At 62.6% G+C, this 26,128-nt stretch carries 22 protein-coding genes; 6 read left to right on the forward strand and 16 right to left on the reverse strand.

The window, feature by feature from the left end; translation table 11 throughout:
• Nucleotides 1–216 precede the first annotated feature (216 nt).
• The 4 genes from FS885_RS08455 to FS885_RS08470 all read right to left on the reverse strand — a co-directional run bounded on the left by FS885_RS08455 (nt 217) and on the right by FS885_RS08470 (nt 4,326).
• On the reverse strand, nt 217–684 hold the full coding sequence (locus FS885_RS08455) for a hypothetical protein (RefSeq protein WP_144744628.1): 468 nt from the start codon (nt 682–684) through the stop codon (nt 217–219).
• A gap of 377 nt (nt 685–1,061) precedes the next feature.
• Nucleotides 1,062–1,673: a J domain-containing protein gene (locus FS885_RS08460; RefSeq protein ID WP_144744629.1), complete on the reverse strand. Its 612-nt coding sequence runs from the start codon at nt 1,671–1,673 to the stop codon at nt 1,062–1,064.
• A 41-nt stretch (nt 1,674–1,714) separates the two neighbouring features.
• Nucleotides 1,715–3,436: a dihydropteroate synthase gene (gene folP / locus FS885_RS08465; RefSeq protein ID WP_144744630.1), complete on the reverse strand. Its 1,722-nt coding sequence runs from the start codon at nt 3,434–3,436 to the stop codon at nt 1,715–1,717.
• Nucleotides 3,437–3,573: 137 nt separating this feature from the next.
• Nucleotides 3,574–4,326 (reverse strand): NAD-dependent protein deacylase, encoded by a 753-nt coding sequence (locus FS885_RS08470; protein WP_144744631.1) that lies wholly within the window; start codon nt 4,324–4,326, stop codon nt 3,574–3,576.
• Nucleotides 4,327–4,473: 147 nt separating this feature from the next.
• Between FS885_RS08470 and FS885_RS08475 the strand changes: the two genes are divergently transcribed.
• Complete coding sequence (locus FS885_RS08475; protein ID WP_144744632.1) at nt 4,474–5,304, forward strand: exodeoxyribonuclease III; 831 nt, start codon at nt 4,474–4,476, stop codon at nt 5,302–5,304.
• Nucleotides 5,305–5,352: 48 nt separating this feature from the next.
• On the opposite strand, the gene FS885_RS08480 is transcribed toward FS885_RS08475, so the two are convergent.
• The 3 genes from FS885_RS08480 to FS885_RS08490 are packed head-to-tail and all read right to left on the reverse strand — an operon-like array spanning nt 5,353 to nt 8,559.
• Complete coding sequence (locus tag FS885_RS08480; protein WP_144744633.1) at nt 5,353–6,126, reverse strand: DUF6580 family putative transport protein; 774 nt, start codon at nt 6,124–6,126, stop codon at nt 5,353–5,355.
• The gene (locus FS885_RS08485) at nt 6,107–7,627 is read right to left on the reverse strand and encodes an ABC transporter ATP-binding protein (protein ID WP_246060914.1); all 1,521 of its coding nucleotides are present in this window, start codon (nt 7,625–7,627) and stop codon (nt 6,107–6,109) included. The genes FS885_RS08480 and FS885_RS08485 overlap by 20 nt, the downstream gene beginning before the upstream one ends.
• Complete coding sequence (locus FS885_RS08490; RefSeq protein ID WP_144744635.1) at nt 7,624–8,559, reverse strand: energy-coupling factor transporter transmembrane component T; 936 nt, start codon at nt 8,557–8,559, stop codon at nt 7,624–7,626. The genes FS885_RS08485 and FS885_RS08490 overlap by 4 nt, the downstream gene beginning before the upstream one ends.
• A gap of 249 nt (nt 8,560–8,808) precedes the next feature.
• Here FS885_RS08490 and glmU point away from each other — a divergent pair, with 249 nt between their 5' ends.
• Together glmU and FS885_RS08500 are read left to right on the forward strand one after the other, a co-directional pair.
• The gene (gene glmU / locus FS885_RS08495) at nt 8,809–10,197 is read left to right on the forward strand and encodes a bifunctional UDP-N-acetylglucosamine diphosphorylase/glucosamine-1-phosphate N-acetyltransferase GlmU (protein WP_144744636.1); all 1,389 of its coding nucleotides are present in this window, start codon (nt 8,809–8,811) and stop codon (nt 10,195–10,197) included.
• A 45-nt stretch (nt 10,198–10,242) separates the two neighbouring features.
• Nucleotides 10,243–11,226 (forward strand): ribose-phosphate diphosphokinase, encoded by a 984-nt coding sequence (locus FS885_RS08500; RefSeq protein WP_144744637.1) that lies wholly within the window; start codon nt 10,243–10,245, stop codon nt 11,224–11,226.
• A 362-nt stretch (nt 11,227–11,588) separates the two neighbouring features.
• On the opposite strand, the gene FS885_RS08505 is transcribed toward FS885_RS08500, so the two are convergent.
• The gene (locus FS885_RS08505) at nt 11,589–12,365 is read right to left on the reverse strand and encodes an endonuclease domain-containing protein (RefSeq protein ID WP_246060915.1); all 777 of its coding nucleotides are present in this window, start codon (nt 12,363–12,365) and stop codon (nt 11,589–11,591) included.
• 582 nt (nt 12,366–12,947) lie between these two features.
• Here FS885_RS08505 and pth point away from each other — a divergent pair.
• Nucleotides 12,948–13,577: an aminoacyl-tRNA hydrolase gene (gene pth / locus FS885_RS08510; RefSeq protein WP_186365836.1), complete on the forward strand. Its 630-nt coding sequence runs from the start codon at nt 12,948–12,950 to the stop codon at nt 13,575–13,577.
• Nucleotides 13,578–13,723: 146 nt separating this feature from the next.
• On the opposite strand, the gene argF (FS885_RS08515) is transcribed toward pth, so the two are convergent.
• From argF (FS885_RS08515) to FS885_RS08525, 3 genes are read right to left on the reverse strand one after another with little or no spacing between them, the layout of a single operon-like run.
• Entirely contained in the window at nt 13,724–14,731 is a 1,008-nt protein-coding gene (gene argF, locus FS885_RS08515; RefSeq protein ID WP_144744639.1) for an ornithine carbamoyltransferase, read from the reverse strand.
• Between the two features lie 23 nt (nt 14,732–14,754).
• The gene (locus FS885_RS08520; protein ID WP_144744649.1) at nt 14,755–16,002 is read right to left on the reverse strand and encodes an arginine deiminase; all 1,248 of its coding nucleotides are present in this window, start codon (nt 16,000–16,002) and stop codon (nt 14,755–14,757) included.
• 47 nt (nt 16,003–16,049) lie between these two features.
• Nucleotides 16,050–17,486 (reverse strand): YfcC family protein, encoded by a 1,437-nt coding sequence (locus FS885_RS08525; protein ID WP_144744640.1) that lies wholly within the window; start codon nt 17,484–17,486, stop codon nt 16,050–16,052.
• A gap of 240 nt (nt 17,487–17,726) precedes the next feature.
• On the opposite strand from FS885_RS08525, the gene FS885_RS08530 reads away from it, so the two are divergent.
• Together FS885_RS08530 and FS885_RS08535 are read left to right on the forward strand one after the other, a co-directional pair.
• Nucleotides 17,727–18,989, forward strand: a complete 1,263-nt coding sequence (locus FS885_RS08530; protein ID WP_144744641.1) for an arginine deiminase family protein — start codon at nt 17,727–17,729, stop codon at nt 18,987–18,989.
• On the forward strand, nt 18,986–19,657 hold the full coding sequence (locus FS885_RS08535; protein WP_144744642.1) for a helix-turn-helix domain-containing protein: 672 nt from the start codon (nt 18,986–18,988) through the stop codon (nt 19,655–19,657). The genes FS885_RS08530 and FS885_RS08535 overlap by 4 nt, the downstream gene beginning before the upstream one ends.
• 114 nt (nt 19,658–19,771) lie before the next feature.
• On the opposite strand, the gene argF (FS885_RS08540) is transcribed toward FS885_RS08535, so the two are convergent.
• From argF (FS885_RS08540) to FS885_RS08560, 5 genes are all read right to left on the reverse strand, one after another.
• Nucleotides 19,772–20,779, reverse strand: coding sequence for an ornithine carbamoyltransferase (gene argF, locus FS885_RS08540; RefSeq protein WP_144744643.1), 1,008 nt, complete (start codon nt 20,777–20,779; stop codon nt 19,772–19,774).
• Nucleotides 20,780–20,802: 23 nt separating this feature from the next.
• Complete coding sequence (locus tag FS885_RS08545; RefSeq protein WP_144744644.1) at nt 20,803–22,053, reverse strand: arginine deiminase; 1,251 nt, start codon at nt 22,051–22,053, stop codon at nt 20,803–20,805.
• 66 nt (nt 22,054–22,119) lie between these two features.
• On the reverse strand, nt 22,120–23,364 hold the full coding sequence (locus tag FS885_RS08550) for an arginine deiminase (RefSeq protein WP_144744645.1): 1,245 nt from the start codon (nt 23,362–23,364) through the stop codon (nt 22,120–22,122).
• A gap of 108 nt (nt 23,365–23,472) precedes the next feature.
• Nucleotides 23,473–24,906, reverse strand: coding sequence for a YfcC family protein (locus FS885_RS08555; protein ID WP_144744646.1), 1,434 nt, complete (start codon nt 24,904–24,906; stop codon nt 23,473–23,475).
• A 228-nt stretch (nt 24,907–25,134) separates the two neighbouring features.
• Nucleotides 25,135–25,863 (reverse strand): GntR family transcriptional regulator, encoded by a 729-nt coding sequence (locus FS885_RS08560; RefSeq protein WP_144744647.1) that lies wholly within the window; start codon nt 25,861–25,863, stop codon nt 25,135–25,137.
• Nucleotides 25,864–26,128 lie beyond the last annotated feature (265 nt).

The following is a 26,128-nucleotide window of genomic DNA, read 5'->3' on the forward strand; positions in this document are numbered from 1 at the left end:
CATCTCCACCATTCCTTCAACTGGGAAAATGCCGCCCCCGGGGCCCGGATAGGACCTCGGGGGCGTTCGGTTAACTGCGGGAGCGTGCCGTCAGCTCAATGTGTTCGGTTGGGATCGGAAATCAACCGATGACGGAATCTTTACGGATGTCGGCGCGGAATCCGAGCGGCACGGGACCGGGAAATCGGCTGAGTGGCCCGCCCTAGATGACCAACCCTAGATGAGCGGCTCCTCCGCACCGGCGGGCGCGGGATCGGCCCACGCGAAGCGGTCGCCCTCGCCGGCGCCCTCGAAGAGCACGTAGGCCGAGTACCCCGTGGGCGCACCGTCCTCGTCCGTGAGCCCCCGCTCGTAGAAGCTCACGAGCACCGCGTCCGCGAAGCCGTCCTCCAGCTGGACGCCGCCCACGTAGCCGATGGCGTAGCGCGCGATGGGCCCCAGCCCCTCCTTGGCCATGCCCTGGGCGCTCTGCGCGATGCGGGCCTTGGCCGCCTCGAGGCACGCCTCCTCGCCGTCGTCGGTGAACGACGCCTCGACGCGCGCGCCGTCGGCATCCTCGACGCAGGTGAGGACGCCGGGATCGCCGCCGTCGGCGAGCTCGTCGAGCATGTAGCCGATCAGGTCGCAGACCATCTCGTCGAGTTCCGGCGAGACCTGGCTCGCATCCTGGCGCTTATGGGACATGGGCGTATCCTCTCGTTCGCTGCGCTCTATGGTAGCGCATGCGCCCCGGGGCGTGCCCGCGCGCGCCGCGTGGCCGCACCCTTCGGCAAAATGTCCATCCTGCAATATGTGAGGAAATCACGGTTGGACCGTTGACGGGAACTCGCTATCGTTCAGCCGAACCGCCCTGGGCGCGCCGCTCGACAAGGTGTCCATTCCCATGTATCTCGGTAACGTGGAGGGGGGCCCGGTCGATCGAGCTCCATGGATATGGACGGAAAAGTCGTGATTATCCTCAATTTCGTCCATTTCGCTGTACCTCGATGAAACAGGCTTCACCGAGATACATAGATATGGATATCATCGCCGTCGACCCGGCGCCGCCGACACGCGAGCCGCTACAGCCGCGCGGCCTCCTCGGCGATCTTGCGGGCGGCGTCGCGCTGGCGCAGGAGCTCGGTCGAGCGCTTTTGCAGCGTCGAGATCTGGCCCGAGAGGCTCACCGCGTCCACGATGCCCCACACGGTGAGCATGGAGGCCACCGAGAAGATGAGCATGCCGAGCGTACCGCGCATGCGCGAGGTCACGAGCATGGCGAGCGCCGCGGCGGCCGCCATGCCGCCCATGGTGCGCCGGCGCTCGCGCATGGTGCGCAGCTGCGCCACCACGGTGAGACGCGCGGTCTCGGCGGCGTGCGCCCGGGCCTCGGCCTCGAAGCGGATCTGCGCGGGCGACGAGCCGCCGCGCGCGGGACCCGTACCGGAAGCGCGGCGCGTCTGGCCCGCAGCCGAGGCAGCGGCGCCGCGCGCGGTACCCTTCTCACCCAACAGCACGTCGCGCGCCTCGTTGATGCGCTTCATCTGCTGCTCGGCGCGCTCGCGCAGGCGCCTGTTCTCGCCGAACTTGTCGGGATGCAGCATCTGTGCCAGCTCGCGATGGGCGATCCGGACCTCCTCGCGCGTGGCGCCCCCGTCCAGCCCGAGCGTGGTCAACGCCTCATCGCGCGTCATCGCAGCACCTCAAAAGTCATGACGGCCCCACCTGAAGCGGCCTACATCTGCCCGAGCTCGCCCACCACATGGCCGGTCCGCTCCTCGGGCTCGAGCACGGGCACGCCCTCGTAGCGGAAGAAGCGCGCCGGATCGTGCATGAGGTCCTCGAGCGGCACGAGCACGAAGTCGCGCTCGCCGAGCCTGGGATGCGGCAGCTGCAGCTTGGTGCCGCCGTGCGTCTCGCCGTCCATCCACAGAAGGTCGCAGTCGATCACGCGCGGCCCGTTGGGCTTGGCGCTCTTGGTGCGGTTGCGGCCCATGCGGTTCTCGACGTCGAGCAGCTCGTCGATGAGGACGAGGGGCGCGAGCTCGGTCTTGATCTCGATCACGGCGTTGGCGAACGGCGACTGGCGCGTCTCGTAGGCGGGCTCGCTCTCGTAGATGCGCGAGCAGTTGGACACGCAGGTGAGCGGGATCTCGGCGATGAGGTCGCGCGCGCGGCGGATGTTGTCCAGGCGCTGGCCCATGTTCGAGCCGAGGGCCACGAAGGCGCGGCGCGGCTGCGGGCGCGCGACGGCCCAGAAGCCGTTCAGGAACTGCGCGAACCCGGCGACGTCGTGCACGCGCACGATGTTCGCGCCGTTCTCGATGGCGCCCAGGCACACGCCGAAGGTCGCCGCGTCGCGGTCGGCCGCATCGGCCACGCCCGAGACCGTGCCCACGAAGCGCTTGCGCGACACCGCGCACAGAAGCGGGTAGCCGAGCGAGGCCATCTTGGCGGTCTCGCGCTGGATGATCACGTCCTCGTTCGCGGACTTGCCGAAGCCCGGGCCCGGGTCGATGCAGATGCGCTCGCGGTCGACGCCCGCGTGCATGAGGGCGCGCGCCTGGTCGGAGAGAAAGCCCATCACGCGGCGCATGATGGGCGCCGAGTCGGGCAGGGTGAAGCGGCGGAGCTGCGAGGTGCTCACGTAGGCCTCCGCGCGGCGGGCCGAGCGGCGCATGACGGCGGCGAGCTCGTCGGTCTGCTCGATGACGCGCGTCTCCTCGTGCGAGGCGACCTCGCGGGCGTCCTCCTCGGCATGGGCCGCCTGCTCCGCGGCCTCGGCCTCGGCATCGGCGCCGGCGGAGCCGTTGGGCAGGTCGCCGAAGGGCAGCGGCGGCTGCACCGCGCCGCCGAGCTTGCCACCCAGCACCTTGCCGCGGGCGCGCTTGGCGCCCTTGCCGCCCTTCGCCGCGGCGGCCTCCTCCTCGGCCTCGCGGGCGCGCTCGGCGACGTAGGCCGCGGCCGAGGTGTCGAGCTGCACGGCCGTGCGCGTGCGCGCCGGGGCGTCCGAGACCTCGCCCGCGTGCACGATGATCACGCCGCAGGAGCTGTTCTTCACGAACTCGACCATCTTGGGGTCGGTGAAACCGGTGACGTCGTTCACGATCGAGGCGCCCACGCGCACCGCCGCCTTCGCGACCTCGACGTGGCGCGTGTCGATGGACACGATCGCGCCCTTGGACGCGAGCGCGCGGATCACCGGCAGGACGCGCTTGGCCTCCTCGTCGGCATCGACCGGCGTGAAGCCCGGGCGGGTCGACTCGCCGCCCACGTCGATGATGTCCGCGCCGGCATCGAGCATCGCCATGGCGTGGTCGATGGCGGCCTGCGCGTCGAGATGCTCCCCGCCGTCGCTGAACGAATCGGGGGTGACGTTGAGCACGCCCATGATCCGGGGGCGATCGAACGTGAGGGTATGCTTTCCGCAGCGCCAAACCTTGGTGTCACGAGCCATGATGATCCTTTCGCCACACCCCCAGCCGGGGCGCCGGAGGCGGTCGATGTCGAGCTCTCCCTATTGTATCCACAGCCGCCCGCGCGAGACGCTCCCCCGCGCAAGGTTCCAGGAAATGCCGATGGGCGCGGGCGCCGCTAGAAGTCGAACGCGGAGGCGATGTCGCAGGAGATGAGCAGGTCCGCGAGGCCGTCCTGGGGCGTGGGGTCGCGGTTCACGATGGCGAGGGCATCGCCCTGGAAGTAGCGGATGAGCCCCGCCGCCGGGTAGACCACGAGCGAGGTGCCGCCCACCACGAGAGCGTCGGCTTGGGCGATCGCGCGCACGGCCCCCTCGACGGTCGCGTCGTCGAGCGTCTCGCCGTAGAGCACCACGTCGGGTTTGATGGCGCCGCCGCACGCCGGGCAGACGGGCACGCCCCGCCCGTCCTCGTGCTCGCGCGCGCAGACCCACGCGGCGTCGTAGACCGCCCCGCACCGCCGGCAGATGTTGCGGTGCACCGACCCGTGCAGCTCGAAGACGCGCCGGCTGCCCGCCGCCTGGTGCAGCCCGTCGATGTTCTGCGTGACGACCGCCGAGAGCACGCCCTCGGCCTCGAGCTCGGCGAGCTTCTCGTGGCACCGGTTGGGCCGGGCGTCCGGCGCGATCATGCGCTCGCGGTAGAACTCGAAGAACTCGGCCGGGTGCTCGACATAGAACCCGTGGCTCAGCATCTCCTCGGGCGGGTAGGCGAAATGCTGGCGGTACAGGCCATCGACGCTGCGGAAGTCGGGGATGCCGCTCGCGGTCGACACCCCGGCGCCGCCGAAGAACACCACCCGGCCATGGGTCGAAAACAGCGCGCGCAGCGCCTCCTGGGCCGCTTTGACCTCGGTGATCGCCGTTCCCATCGATGCCTCCTCGGAAGTCGCGTGAAGCCGCCCGGCAAGCTCGCCCGCTGCCGCGCGCTCGGGTACGATAGTCCCGAGCCGCCGCCTGCCCCCAGGCGACCCCGTACACGACCCGGCGCCCCGCGCCGGCCGACATAAAGGAGCACCATGACCGCCAACCAGACCAGAAGCTATAAGTTCGCCTCGTGGAACGTGAACGGCCTGCGCGCCGTGCTCAAGAAGGAGCCGGGCTTCGAGGAAATCGCGCACGAGCTTAACGCCGACATCTTAGCACTCCAGGAGACCAAGCTGCAGGAGGGCCAGGTCGAGCTCGACCTGCCCGGCTACCAGCAGGTATGGAGTTATGCCGAGCGCCGCGGCTACTCCGGCACGGCCGTGTTCACGCGCGAGGAGCCGCTCTCGGTGCGCCGTGCCGACAGCCTTCTGCCCTTCGCCGGCGCGGGCGCGGCGGCGGACCTTGTGGCCGAGGCCGCCACAGAGGGCCGCGTGTGCGCGCTCGAGTTCGACCGCTTCTGGTTCGTGGACGTCTACACGCCCAACGCCAAGGAGGGGCTCGCCCGCATCGAGTGCCGCATGGCGTGGGACGACGCCTACCGCGCCTTCTTGAAGGGCCTCGAGGAGGAGACCGGCAAGCCGGTGGTGACCTGCGGTGACTTCAACGTCGCCCACGAGGAGATCGACCTCAAGAACCCCCGGAGCAACCGCGGCAACGCCGGCTTCTCGGACGAGGAGCGCGGCAAGTTCACCGAGCTCCTGGGCGCAGGCTTCACCGACACGTTCCGCTCACTCCACCCCGACGAGACGGGCGCCTACAGCTGGTGGAGCTACCGCTTCAACGCGCGCAAGAACAACGCCGGCTGGCGCATCGACTACTTCCTGGTGAGCGACGCCATCGCGGGCAACGTGCGCGAGGCCTCCATCCGCTCGGACATCTTCGGCTCGGACCACTGCCCCGTGGAGCTCGTCATCGAGCTGTAGGGACGGCACCTGGCGCCGGCGCCGTGCACATGAGCGGCGGCGTCGCGCCTACTCCCGCAGGCTATACTTGCGCACCACGCGGCCGATGCGCCGCGTCCAGGGCCGGTAGAGCGCGACGAGGAAGACCGCCGTCGAGGCGGCGTGCACCGCATCGAACGGGACCGCCGCCGCGAGCCGCGCGAGCGCGCCCGCCCAGGTGAGCGGCCGCACGAAGCCGATGATGTCGTAGGTGTTGATCACGGCTCCGAAGAGCATGCCCGAGCAGAACCCCGCGGCGGCGAGGGCACCCACGCGCACGCTCCCGTCCTCCCGGTCGAACGCGCCCGCGCGGGCGAGCGCCCCGCCCAGGTAGCCCACGAGCCCCCAGGCGTACATCTGCCAAGGCGACCACATGCCCTGGCCGAAGAAGAAGTTGCTGGTGAAGGCCGCGAGCGCACCGACCATGAAGCCGCTGCGCGGCCCCAAGGTCGCGCCGGCGATGATGGCGATGGCCGAAAGCGGCTTCACATCGGGGACCGCCGCGAAGAGGATGCGCCCCGCGGCGCCGAGGGCCGCGAGCACCACCGTGGGCATGATCTGCCTGAGCCCGGGCCGCCCCGCCTCGTAGCCGGCGAAGAGGAACGCGATGACGAGGGCCACCACGACGAGCATAACGAGCGCCGACTGGTCGACGTCGAGCAGGGCGAGCGCGAGCATAGCGCACGGGACCGCCGCGAGCAGCGGCACCTCGAGCGCGCGCAGGATGCGCCCGGCCCGCCCCGCGCGCGGCTCCCCCGCACGGCACGCGGCGCCGAGCCCTCTATCACGGCCGGTAGTAGACATTGCCCTCGAAGAACCTCTCTGCGGGCTCGGTCGAAGCGACCTCGCCGTCGAACACCATCGAGACCTCGTCCGCCAGCTCCTCGACGAGCGCGAGGTCGTGCGTCGCCATGACGACCGTCGTGCCCGCCGCCGCGACCCCGTCGATGAGCTCGCACACCGCGCGGCGGGAGGCGGTGTCCAGCCCCTTGGTGGGCTCGTCGAGCAGCAGGAGCTCGGGCCCCACGAGCAGGAGCTTCGCGAGCGCGAGCAGCTGCTGCTGCCCGCCGGAGAGGTCGTAGGGGTGTGTGTCCCCGCGGCCGGCGAGGCCCACGCGCGCGAGCATGGCCTCGGCCTCCGCCGGGCCATAGCCCGCGGCGTCGGCCCATTCGGCGAGCTCGCCGTCGACCGTCTCCGCGACGAAGAGCGCGCGCGGGTCCTGCGGCAGAAGCGCGCTCGAGCGGACGGACGTTCTGAGCGCGCCGCGCTGGAGCTTGAGCACGCCCGCCATGAGCGCGAGCAGGGTCGACTTGCCGCAGCCGTTGCCGCCCACGAGCGCGTGCACGCCGCCTGCGCGCACCGTGAGGTCGAGGTTGCGCAGGATCCACCCGTCGTCGCGCCCGTACCGGAACCACGCGCGGGAGAACTCGAGCGCGGCGGGCCCGAGCGCCGGGGACGGGGGCGCCTGCCCCGCGGCGGACCCGGGCACCGGGGCGACGCCCTGTCCGGACCCCTCGACTGCCGCACGGTGTGTGCGCACGCGCCCCGCAGGCAAAAGCGGCGCGCGGACGGCGAGCGCCCTCATGTCGGCGACGCGCTCGATGCGGCCCTCCTCGAGCCTGAACGCGCTGGTCGCGTAATCGAGCATGGCGCGGGGCGCGTGCGTGGCGACCACCACGGTGCAGCCCAGCTCGCGGTTCACGCGGAAGAGCGCGTGGAGGAAGTTCTTCTCGGCGATGGGGTCGAGCTGGGCGGTGGGCTCGTCGAGCAGGAGCAGGCGCGGCTGCATGACGAGGGTCGACGCCAGCGCGAGCAGCTGCTTGCGGCCGCCGGAGAGCTCGTCGGTGGCGGCGCGGAACCAGTCCTCCATGCCGAAGAAGTAACTCGTCTCCGCGATGAGCCGGCGCATCTCGCCTCGCGGCGTCGCCAGGTTCTCGAGGCCGAACGCCATCTCGTGCCAGACGCTCTCGCAGACGATCTGGTTGTCGGGGTTCTGGAACACGTAGCCCACCGTGCGCGCGGAGCGCTCGGCATCGAGATCCTCGACGGGATCGCCGAAGACGCGCACCGCGCCCGTGCGCTCCCCCGCCGGGGCGATCTCGGGCTTGGCGAGCGAGAGCAGGGTCGACTTGCCCGAACCGGTGTCGCCCACGACGAGCGCGAAGGCGCCCTGGTCGACCTCCCAGTCGATACCGGCGAGCACCGGGCGCTCCTGCCCGGCGTACGTGAAGCCCACACCCCTGAACGAGAGGGCCGCGCCGGGGTTGCCGCCGCGCGGCGGGGCTGCAGCACCGCAAGCGCTCACCTGAAGCTCACCGCCTCCCGCGCATGCAGGACGGCAGGCAGCGCCATCCATGCCGCATAGGGGACGTAGCCCCACCACATGACGAGCCCGCTCATCGTGGGGTAGAACGAGAACTGCGACGTCGCGGCCGCCGCGAGCAGGACCATGAGGGCCGCCGCGGCGAAAAGGCCGCCGAGCGCGGCGGCGTCCGCGGCGGTGAAGCGGTAGCGGGCGTACGTCGTGCGGCGCGGCGCCGCGCCCCAGCCGCGGGCGCGCATGGCGTCAGCGGTCTCGAGCGAGTTCTCCATGCTCCAGCCCATGAGCACCGACGAGGTGCGCAGGCCGTCGCGCACCGTGGCGGTAAGACCGCGACGCGCGCTGGTGCCCGGGTCGCCCGCAGGCTCCCCCACCCCAGCGGGCGCTCCCGCGCCGCCGCGCATGCCGGCCACGGCGACCGCGTGCACGGCCATGATGGTGCGCCCCTGGCGGGCGAAGCGCGGGATGAGCCGCATGCACTGCGCGACCATGAGCGCGAGCACCGGGGCGGCGTTGCCCAGAAGCGCCATGACCTTGTCGAAGGGCAGAAGCTCGGCGGCCACCTGGAGCCAGAGCACGCTCGCGATGAAGAGCGCGCCCATGCAGCAGCCGTAGCACAGGCTCTCGAGGTAGACCGCCCGCAGGCCGATGCGAAGGATCTCGGTCGACCCCGAGGCGGAGAAGAACGGGTTGAGCAGCGCGACGATGAGCACGAGGGGCAGCTGCCAGCGCAGGCTCGCGAGGCAGGCGACCGCCCCGCGCAGGCAGACCGCGCAGGTAAGCGCCCCCGCGAGCGAGAGCGCGATCAGGACGGGCTGGAACGCGCCCATGGTGAGACCGAGCGTGACCAGGAGGTACGCCGCCGGGACCGCGGGATGGGACGTATCGAACGCCGTATGCCGGACCCGTGTCGCCATCGCCACCTCCCCGTCGTGTCTTTTAGCGGTACGCGCGGCCGCAGCCGCGCACTGGGCGCCCGGGCCGCGGGCGCCCCACGGCGCCGATGCGCGCCGCGGCGCCACCTATCATACCAACCGGCGGCAGCGAGACTGCGCAGTAGCTGTGACGTTTAAGAAGGTGCGCCGCCCAGGGCCGGCAAGACCGCGCCCGTGGGTTATCATCGAGGGGCGCATCGCGCGGAACGCAACAGCTATCCGGGGGAGCATATGGACGCAACCGCCATCATCCTCGCCGCAGGCGAGGGCACCCGTATGAAGTCCAACCACGCCAAGGTCGCCCACCGCATCCTGGGCAAGCCCATGATCTCGTGGGTGGTCGACGCCGCGCTGGCGGCGGGCTGCGCGCGCATCGTCGTGGTGGTGGGCAGCCACGCCGACGAGGTCCGCGCCATCATCGACGCCACCTATCCCGGCAACGAGGCCATCACCTGCGTCGAGCAGACGGAGCGCCTGGGCACCGGGCACGCGGTCGCCGTCGCGCTCGAGGCCACCGGCATCGCCGAGGACCCCGTCGTGGTGCTGAACGGCGACCTGCCGCTCATCCAGCCCGAGACCATCTCCGGCTTCGCCGCCACCGTCGCCACCGGCGAGGTCGCCGGCGCGGTGCTCTCCATGCTGCCGCCCGATCCCTTCGGCTACGGCCGCATCATCACCGACGAGTCGGGTGCGCTTTTGGCCATCGTCGAGCAGAAGGACTGCACGCCCGAGCAGGCCGCCATCCAGGAGAGCAACGTGGGCTGCTACGCCTTCGACGGCGCGCAGCTGGCCGCCCACATCGGCGACATCACCTGCGATAACGCCCAGGGCGAGTACTACCTGCCCGACATGCTCGAGATCCTGCGCCGCGCCGAGCAGACCGTCACCTCGTTTTGCTGCGACGACTACCGCGAGGGCCTCGGCATCAACAGCCGCGCCCAGCTCGCCGAGCTCACCGCCATCGCGCGCGACCGCATCAACGCCCGCCTCATGGCCGAGGGCGTCACCTTCATCGACCCCGCGCAGGCCTGGATCGGCCCGGACGCCACGGTCGGCCGCGACACGGTCATCTGGCCGCAGACGCACCTGATCGGCGCCTGCGCGATCGGCGAGGACTGCACCGTCGGCCCCAACACCCGCCTCACCAACGTGCGCTGCGGCAACGGCTGCACCCTCGACGAGACCGTCGCGATCGACGCCGTGCTCGAGAACGAAGTCAACTGCGGACCGCGCGCGTACCTGCGCCCCGGCACGCACATGCTCGACCGCTCCAAGGCCGGCACGCACGTCGAGATCAAGAAGTCGACCATCGGCGAGGGATCCAAGGTCCCCCACCTCTCCTATATCGGCGACACCACCATGGGCGCCGGCGTCAACGTGGGCGCCGGGTCCATCACCTGCAACTACGACGGCGTCAACAAGCACGCGACCACGATCGGCGACGGGACCTTCATCGGTTCCGACACGATGATGGTCGCCCCGGTGAACATCGGGGCGCACGCGGTGACCGGCGCCGGCGGCACCATCACCAAGGATGTCCCTGACGGCGCGCTCGCCATCGAGCGCACCGAGCAGCGCATCATAGCAGGCTACACCGAGCGCAAGAACGCGCGCAGGTAGCCGCAGCCCGACGCGGTAGGCAGCCAACAAAAGGAGAAGGGGAACATGCCGACCAACGATTCGAAGAAGACCATGGAAATGGTAAAGACGCTGCGTCTTTACTCGGGCACCGCGAACCGCCCGCTCGCCGAGAAGATCGCGCAGATCCTCGGCGTCGAGCTCTCGGGCCTCGCGCTCGAGAAGTTCGCCAACGGCGAGATCTACGCCCGCTTCGACGAGACCGTCCGCGGCGCCGACGTGTTCTTCGTGCAGTCCATCTCCGGCGACGTGAACGACGCGCTCATGGAGCTCCTCATCGCCACCGACGCCGCCAAGCGCGCCTCCGCCCGCACCATCACCGCGTGCATCACGCACTACGGCTACGCCCGTCAGGACCGCAAGGCCGCGCCGCGCGAGCCCATCACCGCGCGCCTCGTCGCGAACCTCCTCGAGCGCGCCGGCGTCGACCGCGTCATCACGCTCGACCTGCACCAGGGCCAGATCCAGGGCTTCTTCGACATCCCGGTGAACCACCTCTCCGCGCTCCCGCTTTTCGGCGAGTACTACAACAACATGGGCTTCGACACCGACAACCTCGTGGTCGTCTCGCCCGACGTGGGTCGCGCCAAGGCCGCCAAGAAGCTCTCCGACATGCTCGGCTGCTCGCTCGCCATCGCCCACAAGGGCCGTCCGCGCCACAACGCGGCCGAGGTCATGGGCATCATCGGCGACATCGAGGGCAAGACCTGCATCATCAACGACGACATGATCGACACCGCCGGCACCCTCTGCGCGAGCGTCCGCGAGCTCAAGAAGATGGGCGCGGGCGACATCTACGTGTGCGCCACCCACGGCATCTTCTCCGGTCCCGCCGTCGAGCGCCTGAATGACGCCCCGATCGTCGAGTGCGTGGTCACGGACTCCATCCCCGTCGAGGTGGGCGGCAAGATCAAGACCATCACGGTCGCCAACGAGTTCGCCGACGCCATCAACGCCGTGTACTACGAGCACTCCGTCTCCAAGCTGATCGGCGGCGACTTCGCGCTGTAGATTTCAGGGATAGGTCCTACTCATCAATCGCTTCTCGCCTCTGCGACACCCTCGGAACCTGCCTGCGAGTTAATCGCGGGCAGGTTTTTTGTTTCCTCCCGCGAAAAGTGGCAACGCAGTTCAGATATGTACGATTGGAGCACATGCGACAGGGGCGAGTGCAGGCCTCTAGCGTTTCATGTGGGCGGAAGAGCGCCTTCCAAGCGTAAAGTCGCGGGATTGCTTCTCAACGAGGACGGGATATAGGGGCGTTTTGTGCCCCTCACAGCTACACCCTTAATTTCAATCGTACATATCTGAACTGCGTTGCCACTTTTCGCGCATTGGAAGAAAAAACAATCTGCTGCGGCTGCTACCCACCGTCATATTCCAGGTAAACCAATTCCTTTTCTCAGGTTGTTGAGCCACTGCTCTTGAATTATGCGGTAGCCCTTGATGCCGTACCGAAAACGCTTGCCCGCCGCCCTGTAAATCACTTTTGCAATCGCCTCAAGCGCCACGATGTCGCGCATCTGGTCACGGTTGATTACCAGCACGGTTACGCCCATGCCCTTGATTCCGTTGTTGCGCTGCCCATCATGTATGCGCGCGTTCTCCAGCTCATGGCCACATCCGTTGTATTCGACATCGGTCTTGGCTGCCGGAATGTAAGCATCACATATCGCGTAGGGCATACCCGACGACATAAGCACGGCATCAGCATTGAAATCGAGGCGATGGTTGAGCAGCATGCCCCCTTTAGGCAGCGAGCCACAGCCGAAGCCACCATGTCTCATTGGAGCTCCGAGCATGCCGAACATCACGCTTTCCCCGGGCGAGGCAGAACCAGGGGCCGCGATACGCACCGCCTCACGGAAAACGGCGTACCTGCTGCTCTTCGTCCAACGCGCCATCGCCTTCAGATCTGCCATCGTAGCCGCCGGGTCGCAATGGTAACGAACCTGCTCGACATCCTCGTGCGAGCGCCCATCCGGCCAGACGCCTCCCCATGAGATGGGAACGGTAGCCTCCTCGGGCAGTGAATAGGTCCCCAACAGCTCCATCAGCAACGTAAGCACCTCGCCCAGAGTGCGACCCCGCGAATAGAGCAGCGCCGCGAACGCGGGGGCGCACGCAAACACGCCGGGACCGATACGCATCAGGGCACCAGCGGGAAGCGAGCTTGCAACCACATGACACTGGAGGGGCTTCCTATGCCGCCGCGCCGAGGCGTCCTGTACGAGCAAATGGAGCGGCTCCCCCTCAGCCAAGTCCCAAGCCCCCAGGCGATTGAGCTCAACGAAGTCAACCTGGTCGGCATTGGGAACGCAGTCAGCGAGCGCACGGCGCTGCTCGACGCGTCCGAAAGACTCCCATGGCAGGAACCCATAGGCTCTTCGCGCCGCGCGAAGAGCTCTAAGAGATGGAATATGCGAAAGCACCAACGTCCCCATGCGGAGACGTTACCACAAGCATGATACTAGTATTTACCTCGGTTTTTTAACGCTATGACGTTTGCGCATCGGTTGGATATCCGTTAGATTCGCGTTTGATTCGTGGCGGGTTTTTGTTGGCTTCTCGCCGTCGTGGAGCGCGAGCATCGACCTAGACACAAGAATCTCCCGACCGATTCGGGACATTCAGCAAACATGCACCGAGTCGGCTCCCTAGCCGTCTAATGTGCTGTACCCTTTTGGACGATTGAGACTTGCGAATCCAAGCGCAACCGAAACGGAGCATGCATGGCACAGCCGACACCTAAACCCATCCGCATGATCGCGGGCCTGGGAAATCCCGGCGAGGAATACGCGAACACCCGACACAACGCCGGCTTCAAGACCGTGGACGAGCTCGCGCGCCGCTCGGGCGTGTCCTATTGGAAGAACCAGCTCGGCGCCGAGGTCGCCACGACCAAGGTGCGCGACACCGAGGCGGAAGGGGGCGTACGCGAGGTCGTGCTCGTAAAGCCGCAGAGCTTCATGAACACGAGCGGTGGCCCCATCTCCAAGCTCTGCCGAGAGTATAAGGTCGCGCCTGAGGAACTTCTCGTGGTCCACGACGAACTCGATATCCCCGAGGGCGACGTGCGCGTGAAGGTGGGCGGCGGGCACGCCGGCCACAACGGCCTGCGCTCCATCATCGACAAGCTGGGGAGCCGCGACTTCAGCCGCATCCGCTTCGGGATCGGCGAGCCTCCTGGCAAGATGCCCACGGCGGACTTCGTGCTCAAGCAGCTGCGCGGCAAGGATGCCGAAGCGTTCGATGACACCGTGATGCGCGCCGCCGATGCCTGCGAGCTCGCGTTCGCCCACGGCGTCGTGTTCGCCCGCGACCACGTGAACGGCTCCGCCGCGAACAACGGGAAACACTGAGACGACAACCAAACGACAATGCGCCGCGATCGAGCATCACTGACGCCAACAGGGAAGCCCCTGCAACCTCTCCCCACCTTCTCGCAAGAACGCCCTGCCATCTAACGACAGCAGGGCGCACGGTAGAGAGGAGGAGGGCTGAAGAATTACTTCAGGGTCGCGTACATCACGGCCTTGATGGTATGCATGCGGTTCTCGGCCTCCTGGAAGACGCGGGACTGAGGACCTTCAAACACCTCGTCGGAAACTTCCATCTCGGTGATGCCGTATGTATCGGCGATCTCCGCACCGATCGTGGTCTTCGTGTCGTGGAAGCTCGGCAGGCAGTGCATGAAGATGGCGTCAGGACGAGCCATAGCCATTACATCAGAGGTTACGCGATAGGGTTCGAACAACGGAATGCGCTCAGGCCAAACTTCACGGGGCGAACTCATGCCAATCCATACATCTGTATAGATAACGCTTGCATCGCGCGTGGCCTCTTTAATGTTATCGGTAATAGTTATCCTTGAACCGTTTTCCGCTGCGAGGGCGCGGCAACGCTCCAAGATACCCGGGTCGAAGAACGAGTTACCTGGAACGTCATCCTGTGGACCGCAAAGGCAGAAATCGATTCCGAGCATCGAGCAGATAATCATCGTCGAGTCGCTGGTGTTTCCGCCTCCGCGTCCAAAATATGTGACTTTTCTGCCGCTCATATCGCCGAACTCCTCGCGCATGGTGAGCACGTCGGCGAGGGCCTGGGTGGGGTGGAACTCGGTGGTGAGGCCGTTCCAGACGGGCACGCCGGCGTTGGCGGCGAGGTCCTCGACGATCTCCTGGGCGAAGCCGCGGTACTCGATGCCGTCGTACATGCGGCCGAGCACGCGCGCGGTGTCCTCGATGGACTCCTTCTTGCCCATCTGCGAGCTGCCCGGGTCGAGGTAGGTGACGCCCATGCCGAGGTCCATGCCGGCGACCTCGAAGGCGCAGCGGGTGCGCGTGGAGGTCTTCTCGAACAGCAGGACGATGTTCTTGCCCTCGAGGTAGCGGTGGGGCACCCCGCAGCGCTTCATGCGCTTGAAGTCGGCGGCGAGGTCGAGCAGGTACCCGATCTCGCCGGGGGTGAAGTCGAAGAGCTTGAGGAAGTTGCGTCCGCTGAGGTTGACTCCCATGGTTGTTTTCCTTTCTGCTGGGTCTAGATCTCTTCGCGCCAGAACGGCATGCTCATGCAGCGCGGGCCGCCGCGGCCACGTGAGAGCTCCTCTGAAGGCATAACGACGAGATCGATACCGGCCTTGTACAGCGCATCGTTCGTCACAACGTTGCGCTCGTACACACAAGTGACGCCCGGAGCGAGTGCAAGGGTGTTCGAGCCGTCGTTCCACTGCTCGCGCGACGCCTCGATCGGGTCGCCGCCGCCGCACTCTATCAGCTGAACGGAATCCTGCCCCGTAGCCATCTCAAGAATGTGGTCGAGTGTGTCCTCAATCTGCTCGAGCCCCACTTCCCCTGGCGCGTCGCCTTTGGTGAGGCGATAAACACGTAACGTGTCGAAAATCCCCGGATACACAGTGAACTTGTCGTAGTCGACCTGCGTGAAGACGGTATCGAGATGCATATAGGCATAGCCATGGGGGATCTTGATGGCATATATCTGTTCGATCTCACTTGCCCCCTCCCCCCAGAAGAGGTTCTGCGCAAGCTGGTCAATCGCCGCCGCTTCGGTACGCTCGGAAATACCGATCGCAAGTGTCTTGGAATTAATATTAAGTACATCACCGCCCTCGATGTGCCAAGGACTGTCGTGGTCGTAGAGCAGTGGCGTCCCCGCATAATCCGGATGATACTTGAAGACCATCTGATACAGGACCACCTCGCGATTGCGCTGAGGCCAGTACATACGATTAAGCGTGACACCGTTCCCAATGGATGCCATGGGGTCGCGCGTGAAATATGCCGCGGGCAACGGTTTAAGCACGAGGCTAACGGGAGACATACCCTCCCCCTCAAGCATCGCTAATGTCTTGACCCCTTTTGGAAGCTCAAGATCACGCACGTAGTAGCCTGTCATCATGTCGTTTACAAGCTGATGCGCGTCATCAATGGCCTCGAGCTTCTCGCGTGCTGCCTGTAAAAGGAGCGGCATCGTGACGCCACTCTCCGCGATCACCTGATCGATGAACTCAGCGCGAGCCGCCGGGTGCGCCTCGATGGCCTCTGCAGCAAGGTCGGTCAGATAGAGCACCTCGGCACCGCGCTCGGACATGAGCCTCGTAAATTCGTCATGCTCCTCTTGAGCTTTATCAAGATAGTAGCAATCGTGGACCCATACGGTTTCGAAGTCCTCGGCACGATGGTTGACCAGCTCTTTGCCCGGGCGAAGTACCAACACCCTCTTCAGAGCGCCAATCTCGGAGTGGACGTTGATCGGATACCCTGCCATGGCATACCCCTCTTTCCCGTTCGTCTCTGCCTTATCGGCCTTACTCATCACGCCAGCGGCAACATGCCTGAGATTGCGCAGAACACGCTGCAGATGACGCAAAGCACCAAGAAGAATTTCCAGACGGTCTTCCACCATTGATCGAGCTTTATCCTGCAAACCGCCAATCCGGCAACGAGAATAGGACTGGTAGGAGCAAGTATCGACATCGTGGACTCGCCCATGCATAGCGCCGTAACAGCCGCCTCGGCATTGAAACCCATGAGCTCGGTCAACGGGCCGAAAATCGGCATAGTAAGAGCCGCGAGGCTCGAGGAACTTGGGACAAGAATGGTGAGGAGGTTGAAAACGACGAATAGGATGGTCGTGAAAACGGGAGCGGGAACGCCCTGCATGGCGGTTGCGAGCACATCCAGAATGGTATCGATAACCATTCCGTTATTCGCGATAACGAGGATGCCTCGAGCCAACCCAACGACAATGGCGGAGAAGGCGAAATCTGCCAGACCGGCCACGAACTCTTCGGCAATCTGCGACATAGAGAACCCTGCTATGGCACCGGCACCGATGCCAACCGCAAGAAATACCGCAGACACCTCAACCATATACCAGCCCTGTGTGACAAGGCCCCATACTATCGCGCCTAGGCCGGCGACAAACAAAGTGAGTACAAGCTTCTGACGCAACGTGAATTCTGCTTCGAGAACATCGTCGCCTGCGCCGAACTCACCGCGCTTTTCTTTGTCCTCCTCGTAAGTAATGGACGTCTCTGGATGCGCTTTGACTCTGCGCGCATATAAGACCACCCAGAGGATCGCGACCGTGACCAAGACAATCCATTCGATGCAACGCAACCATAACTGCGGGTTGCCCGTAATCCCTATAATCCCCTGAGAAATAAGGACGTTGAACGGATTGACAGTCGAAGCGGTATATCCGATTTTTGCGCCCATGAAAACGACCATGAAAGCCGTCATCGAATCAAAACCCATGCTCATAATGATGGGCAGGAAAATCGCAAAAAATGGCAGCGTCTCTTCGGCCATGCCGAATGTCGAGCCACCAAGCGCAAACAGGGCCATAGCGACAGGAATAATCAAAATGTCCTTGCCCTGTAGACGTTGGATTACACGGCTCATTCCCGCAGCAATCGATCCGGTTTTCGTAATGATTTGAAACGAACCGCCAACGATAAGAATGAACCCCACGACATCTACTGCTTCTTCGATTCCCAGCAGAGGCGCCTCGAAAACATCTGCTATCCCCTGACGAAGATCGACTAGGGAACCATCCTCTTCATATACCTTCGGCACAGCCTCATAGGTCCCCGCTACCGTGACCTCGCGACCATCCACTTCTGTCTTCTGGTATGCACCCGACGGAATCACCCATGTCAGCAGAGCCATGGCAACCATGAGCACAAAGATGATGGCGTACGTATGGGGGACTTTGAACGGCTTAGACGCCCCGAAGAGCTTCGCCATGCCTATCAACCTCCATCACGGTTTCAAGCACTGCCTTTCCACCATTTTCCAGATTGCTGTGGACACATCGGACAGATAACGACCTGCAATCGATGGAAGCGGCAAGCGGGTGATGGGTTGATGTTTTCGCCAACTATTCACTTAAGAGATTGATATTAAACGTCAACTCAAATTGCCTGCTATCTACCCCTATGTAACGATGCGGGCGATGGGATTCCGCTTCAGCTCGATTGGATAGTCATGTCGTTTATCAACGTGGATAGCGATACAGATCGTCTCGTCGCAGCCCTCATCCACCGACCGGGTCTGGAATCGATGGAGTATTCGGTTACGAACTTCTCGCAGGTATTCTATCTTCGCGCACGACTAGGCAAGCAGTATTTTGATTATGATCGCGCCCTTGATGAACATGACCGCTTCACCAACATCCTTGAGGATGAAGGGGTGGAGCTGTTTGAAGTTGAAGACCTTCTTGCTGAAGCGCTCGATGCGTCGCCATTGGCACGAGAGCAATTCAACACTCGCTTCCTTGAGAGCTGTGGTGCACATGGGAGGCAATTGCTCGAAGCGATTAAGCAGCTCCTCGAATCGCAGCCAGATGGCAAGTCGCTAGCGTTGCTGGCCATCCGCGGCATCCGCTGCAAAGACGTCGGTCTGCCAAACCCCACATACGAACCCCTCTCCCATACTTTGGGAACAGAGTTTACTGAAACCACTCTTCTTGCAGGACCTCTGAATACGATGTTCTTCGTGCGTGATCCCGCCGTCATCGTCGGAAGCGGCGCCGTTTTGAGTTCGATGTACTGGCCAGATCGTGCACGTGAGGCCCTTTTTTACGAGACGATTTTCAAGTTTCATCCGCGCTTCGCCGGGACAAGCATATGGTATCCCGCCAATAGCTCATATCACCTTGAGGGCGGCAACATCCTCAATCTTGGAAACAAGTCGATTGCCATCGGAATATCCGAACGCACCGACCCCGCGACCGTCGACAACCTTGCCAGGGAATTGTTCTTCAACACGGAAGATTCGCCAGTGCAGCAGATTCTTGCTATTCAGCTACCAGAAAACATCGACCGCCGCATCCATCTCGACGCGTTCATGACAAAAGTCGACGAGTGTTCCATTCTCGTCGACCCGCTGTTGCGCGATCAGTTCGTGGGATTCCGCATCACTCCGGGAGCACGTCAGAATCCACTACTCAAGAAAACTGAGAATCTCACACAGGCGCTTCATGCAGCCCTAGGCACAAAACCTCGTTTGATTCCAAGTGGGAGGCGGAGCAGCGCCGCACTTGGACGTGAGATGGCGAATGGTGCGGCATCTGTACTTTCCCTAAGACCTGGAAAAGTATGCGCCTGCAACGGCAACCCCCTGATTTGTGACGAATTGGACAGGGCGGGTGTCGATGTAATCGCCGTTGATGTTGACGAGCTCGTATATGGGTACGGCGGACCGTGTAGTCTCTGCTTGCCCATCAAGAGGACGCTGTCATCATCATGAGCGTCGGCGAGAACCTCCGGGAACTACGCAGACGCGAACGTCTTACCCAGACCGAGCTAGCGCGTCTCCTTGGAGTCACCAAGGAGACCGTCTGCCGCTGGGAACGCGATAAATCCGCCATGCGCAGTGCACACGTGAGGCGTCTCACTGAGCTATTCGGCATTTCGGCAGATGATATCCTGAGCGAAGTAGTTGGCCTTGCCAGCCGTCGGCGCTTCCTAGAGAGCGGCGTTCGACGAGCCCCACGCTCTACCGAACGTCCCGACGGGCCCATGACTCCTATACCGGTATATCGAATAACGAAATCGCCTGCGGCAACATCATTGAAAATGATCTCAGAGGTCTACGCTCCTCCCGATGTCGTCGAGCGGCATAAGAACGCCATCTTCATACAGAACATCGGCAAAACTCTTGACCGGGTATACCCCGATAGATGTCTCCTTCTTATCGATCCGCACATTCGGCCATGGAATGGATGCTTCGTCGTAGCCATTGTGGACGAGGTCGGCGTCGTGATACGACGCTACAGCGCCGGATCGAACGCCGTCCTTCTCTCGCCCTACTCGCATACTCAAGATATCCCCGACCTAATGGTCGACAAGAGGAAATTCAAACTCCTTGGCGTAGTCGTATGGTTTCAAGCATCGCACGATGTGCATAGAAACTAAGCCATCGGGCAGCAGCCTTGCTGCATACTAGCAGGCAAGTTTCGTAAAAGACGGGGTGCGGGTACGAATTTAGCGTACCCGCACCCCTATCGAAAGGAGAGAGCGAATTTACAGCTACTTCAGGGTCGCGTACATCACGGCCTTGATGGTGTGCATGCGGTTCTCGGCCTCCTGGAAGACGCGGGACTGCTTGGACTCGAAGACCTCATCGGTGACTTCCATCTCCGTCACACCAAACTTTTCCGCGATCTCCGCGCCGATCGTGGTCTTCGTGTCGTGGAAGCTCGGCAGGCAGTGCATAAAGATGGCACCAGGCTTTGCCTTCGCCATAACATCCGCCGTCACGCGGTAGGGACTCATGAGCTTGATGCGGCTGTTCCAGAGCTCGTCGGGCTGGCCCATACCAACCCACACATCGGTGTAAATCGCATCAGCGTCGATTACCGCCTCGTCGATATCGTCAGTCACGCTGATGTGCGCTCCAGAGAGCGCGGCCGCTTCTTGGCACTTCGCCCACACTTCGGGATTGTAGGTTCGATTGCCCTCAACATCGCCCTGAGGTCCGCACTGAACGAAATCGATTCCGAGCTTTGCGCAGATTACTGCAAGCGAGTCAGCGGTGTTACCAACCTGGCCCATGAATACGAGCTTGCGCCCCTTGAGATCATCGCCGAACTCCTCGCGCATGGTGAGCACGTCGGCGAGGGCCTGGGTGGGGTGGAACTCGGTGGTGAGGCCGTTCCAGACGGGCACGCCGGCGTTGGCGGCGAGGTCCTCGACGATCTCCTGGGCGAAGCCGCGGTACTCGATGCCGTCGTACATGCGGCCGAGCACGCGCGCGGTGTCCTCGATGGACTCCTTCTTGCCCATCTGCGAGCTGCCCGGGTCGAGGTAGGTGACGCCCATGCCGAGGTCCATGCCGGCGACCTCGAAGGCGCAGCGGGTGCGCGTGGAGGTCTTCTCGAACAGCAGGACGATGTTCTTGCCCTCGAGGTAGCGGTGGGGCACCCCGCAGCGCTTCATGCGCTTGAAGTCGGCGGCGAGGTCGAGCAGGTACCCGATCTCGCCGGGGGTGAAGTCGAAGAGCTTGAGGAAGTTGCGTCCGCTGAGGTTGACTCCCATGGTTGTTTTCCTTTCTGCTGGGTCTAGATCTCTTCGCGCCAGAACGGCATGCTCATGCAGCGCGGGCCGCCGCGGCCGAGCGACAGCTCCTCTGATGGGACGACCAGCAACCTGAGGCCTGCCTTGTCTAGCACGTCATTGGTGATGATGTTTCGTTCGTACACGCATACGACACCGGGAGCGACAGCGAGCGTGTTCGAGCCGTCGTTCCACTGCTCGCGCGACGCCTCGATCGGGTCTCCGCCAGCACATTCGATGAGCTTTACGGAGCTTTGTCCGGTCATCTTCGCGAGAATGTCCTTGAGCTCCCCGTCCATGCGCTCGATACGGACCATGCCCGGCTTTGCGCCACGCGTGAGCCGATACACCCTAAGCGTCTTGTAGATTCCTGGATATACCGTAAATGTATCGATATCCACCTGAGTGAACACCGTATCGAGATGCATGAATGCATATGCTGAGGGGATGTTGAACGCATAGATCTGTTCGATCTCAGATTCTTCGGCTCCCCAGAACATATTCTGCGCGAGCTGGTCAATCGCGCCGGGCTCCGTGCGCTGAGAGATACCGACCGCAAGGGTATGCGCGTCGATATTCAAGATGTCGCCGCCTTCGATATGCTTTGCGCATTCGTGCTCATACCAGATGGGTGAACCTGCATAATCGGGATGATACTTAAATACCGTCTCGTACAGGATCACCTCGCGATTTCGCTGAGGCTTGTACATGTGATTGAGCAAAACTCCATGCCCTACCGTTGCGACTGGATCGCGCGGGAACTGGAGTCCGGGCAATGGAATCAGCAGCGGATCTGCCGGGTCATATTCGGTCTCGAGGTCCTCCAGGGTGAGATCCTCTCGCGCCGGCGGCTCCACATCTCGATAATGCATGCCGTTAATAAACGCCGTCACAAACTCACGCGTATCCTTGATGGCATCAAGCTTATTGCGCACGACCGCTCTCCAAGCGGGGGAAGCAATCATGCTCTCTTCCATAGCCTGCCGCATAAAATCCTCGCGGGCACCTGGAACCGCATCGAGCGCCTCGACTACCAAATCCTCGATAAAGAGAGTCTCGACGCCTTCATTATGAAGCAGGTCTACAAAGACATCGTGCTCCTCCTTGGCACGCTCAAGATAAAACGCTCCATGGCTCCATACCGTCTCGAAGTCCTCGACGCGGAAGTTTATGAGTTCTTTCCCGAAGCGATGGAGCACGACCTTTTTAAGTGGGCCAATTTCGCTGTGAACGTTGATTCCGCTTCGACAAGCCATATGGACCTCCTTGATTAACGGGGCAGGCGGCGCCGGACGTCGAATGCCATCCGACGCCGAAAAGCCTTAGATCTCTTCACGCCAGAACGGCATGCTCATGCAGCGCGGGCCGCCACGGCCGCGGGAGAGCTCCGCCGAGGGAACAACAAGGAGCTTCATGCCGTTCTTGTAGAGCAAATCGTTCGTCACGACGTTGCGCTCATACACGCACACGACGCCCGGCTTCACGCACAGCGTGTTGGAGCCGTCATTCCACTGCTCGCGGGCGGCGAGCACGGGGTCGCCACCACCGCATTCGATGAGCTGTACGGCGTCGAGACCGAGCGATTTCTCGAGAATGTGCTCGAGCGTGTCATCAATCTCCTCGATCTTGACCTCACCCTTAGTGGCACCGGGAGTAAGGCGATATACCGTGAGGTTGCCCATGATGTTGGGATGGATGGTGAACTTATCGATGTCAATCTGCGTGAACACCGTGTCGAGATGCATGAACGCGTAGGACTTGGGAATCTTGAACGCGAGGATTTCCTTGATTTCGCAGTCCTCGTTGCCCCAGAACATGTTCTGGGCCATCTGATCGATTGCCGCTGCCTCGGTGCGCTCGGAAAGACCAATTGCAAGCGTATGCTTGCTGAAGTTCAATACGTCGCCACCCTCGGTGTGGAATGCGCTCTTGCGGTCATACCAGCGGGGGCTGTTCTTATATTCGGGGTGATAGGTGAAGATCGTGTCGCCCAAGAGCGTCTCGCGGTTGCGGTTGTAATGATACATTCGGCTCATGTTGACGCCGTTGCCCACGATGGCAAACGCATCGCGCGTGAAATAGCTACTGGGCAGCGGATCTATGAGCGAATCGATATCGCCTGCCGCATTATCGATTTCGGCGAGGGTCTGCGCAGACGCTTTGGGGAGATCGATTTCCCGGCGGCGGATACCGCGGAATACGCGCTCGACAAACTCCTTCGTGTCCTTAATAGAATCGAGGAACTCACGCGCCGCCTTAAAGTACTCGGTCCCTGAGAGGCGGCTTTCGGCTAGATACTTCTCGGTAAAGTCCTCGCGCGCAGAAGGGTCTGCATCGAGCGCCTCGCGAAGCAGGTCCTCGAGATAGAGGACTTCAGCCCCTTCGGAACGCAGCAGCTCGGCGAACTTATCATGTTCCTGCTGCGCGATATCGATATAGAGGGCGTCGTGAAACCACACGCGGTCGAAGTCCTCATCACCAAAATACAGCATATCGAGACCGGGCCGGTGAAGCATGACCTTCTTAAGTGGGCCGATTTCGGTATGAACGTTCAACCCCTCATACATGGGCTACCTCCTTGAATAAATGAATGGTCGCCGATGAAACTGCCCGCCCAAGACGGATGCCATTTGACTACGAGCCATCTTGGACGGGCTCCATCGGGAAATGGATGGCTAGGCAGGAATCAAGCCGGATACCGTCGTGAACACGATGCCGGCAACTACCAGGAACACCGCGAACGGCAAACCGCCCTTCCACCACTTAGCAATCGGAACTCCGCAGATTGCGAGACCTGCGACCATCACGCCGCTCATCGGGCTGAAGGTATTCGCAAGCTTATTTGCCATATCAACGCCGGTGACGGCAGCCTGGATGTTGAGTCCCATGAGCTCAGTCAGAGGCCCGATGATGGGCATCGTGAGCGCTGCGAAACCGGACGAGCTGGGCACGAGAAGCGAGAGAACGGCGAGGAAGACGTACAGGAGGATCGAATACACCGCAGGAGGAACGTCCGCAAGCGCCGTTGCGAGCCAGTACAGCACGGTGTCGATGACCATGCCGCTCTCGAGAACCACGAGGACGGCTCGCGCAAGACCGATGATGATCGCCGCGTAGCAGAAGTCCTTCATGCCCTGAACGAATTCGCCGGCGATTTCCTGTTCGTTAAGCCCACCGACGATGCCGGAGAGAATACCCATCACAAGATAGATGCCGGAGAGCTCGTTCATGTACCAGCCTTGGGTGATAAGTCCCCAGATCATAATCACCATGCCGGCGACGAAGACCACGAGGACGCCCTTCTGACGGCCGGTGAACTCAGCGCTGGCAAGCTCGTCTGAGGATGCGATTTGCGTAGATTCGCGCTTGAGAAAGTCTTCCTCATAAACGATCGAATTCTTGGGATCCTTGCGGACCTTGAGAGCGTACCGCATGACAAACGCGATGCCGGCAGCGGTGAGCACCACCCAGTAGATGCAGCGCAGCCACATCTGGGGGTTGCCGGTGATGCCAACGATGCCTTGTGCAACCAGCGTATTGAACGGATTGATCACGCCCGCCATATAACCGACATTCGGCCCGATGAAGCAAATCATGAACGCGGTGAACGTGTCGAATCCCATGCCGATCATAATCGGGACGAAGATCGCGAAGAACGGCAGCGTTTCCTCAGACATGCCGAATGCGGTCCCGCCAAGCGAGAACAGAACCATCGTGATCGGTATGATGAGGATATCGTTGCCTTTAAGTTTTGCGACCAGGCGCTTCATGCCAGCTTCGATGGCGCCCGTCTTGGTGATGATGCCAAATGCGCCACCGACGATGAAGACGAAAGCAACAACATCAACGGCACCCTGAATACCCTCAGTGGGCGCCTGAATGAGATCGAAAAAGCCTTGGCGCAGATCGACTTCGTTGCCATCGGCATCGACCGTCACCTTATCGACAGTCTCGTACGTCCCGGCGACGGTAACCTCTCGGCCATCGACCTCGGTGCGCTGATACTGGCCCGAAGGAATAATCCAGGTCAAAACGGTAACAACCGCGAGCAATGCGAAGATGATGGTGTAGACGTGCCATAGCTTGAGCTTTTTAGGCTTCTTTTCCATGGTTCCCGATGGGGCTCCCATACCGTTCGCCTCCCTAACTCATTGCAATACGTTTCAATACCAGCTGGTAAGAACAGGCTAGAACCGATCTCAATTGGTATCTAGTGGTATTGCTTTTAAGTTCGCAAGCGGTACGGCGCCGGTGACAATCGGCAGTCGAAGTTGACGTTATGCTCAACGTCACATCACGCGCGGGCGGTTCGGGCGTCGACAGGCAACCGATGGTTACTAAAAATCGAATACCATCGAACTTCCAACAACATAGTTCTTTGCGATGAAGAGCGGTTCATCCCTCTCGTCCACAAACTGAATCGTTTCGAGAAAAAGAGGCTCTCCGACGGAAACCTCAAGATACCGAGCGATCTCGAGGCTTGCCTTTGCAATACGCAGCGAACAGCTACGGTGCCCGCTCGCCGAGCGTCCGGTATGTTCGGTTATCAATCTCAAAATCGAGGGATTCCGCATAACCGACTCAACCATGAATCCAAAATCCTTGGCTGGAAAATAGCTGTTCTCATACATCACGGGCACCTGATCGGCAAGCCGTACCCGCTGAACGCGAAGCAGTTCATCTCCTGGCTTCAGAGCCAGAAACGCGAGGTCCTTTGAGGTCCCTTTCACGCGATCGACCCCAATGACGCGCGTCCCCGCTGTCTTGCCGATGTCGCGGCACATCTGCTCGAAAGTAAGCAGTTCGGGCGTCTGAGTGATCTGCCGCTCAAGATGGATGGCAGCGACGAACGTCCCCTTGCCTTGCCGCTTGATAAGTACGCCGCGCTTTACTAGATCTTGAATGGCGCTACGAACGGTAACGCGGCTCACAGAATACCGCTCTGCGAGCTCTCGTTCAGATGGAATTGCATGACCAGGGGCATATACGCCCTCATCGATGTCGGCAATGATATCCGCTACGAGTTGCTCAAAGAGCGGAAGATTAGAGTTGGCCTCGAGTTCCATCGGCTCTCCGCACGAATTGGTGACAGCAGTGTGGATATCATACTCCCCTTTGGCCGGGAACTTGCAAGCGCCTGATACCACTCACTCCCTGCGCCCCTCAGCACCGCCAGCGCCGTATCCGACAACCTTTGCCGAATCGGTTGATTTCCGATCCCAACCGAACACATTGAGCTGACGGCACGCTCCCGCAGTTAACCGAACGCCCCCGAGGTCCTATCCGGGCCCCGGGGGCGGCATTTTCCCAGTTGAAGGAATGGTGGAGATG

Source organism: Enorma burkinafasonensis, from assembly GCF_902150035.1.
GTDB classification, from domain to species: domain Bacteria; phylum Actinomycetota; class Coriobacteriia; order Coriobacteriales; family Coriobacteriaceae; genus Enorma; species Enorma burkinafasonensis.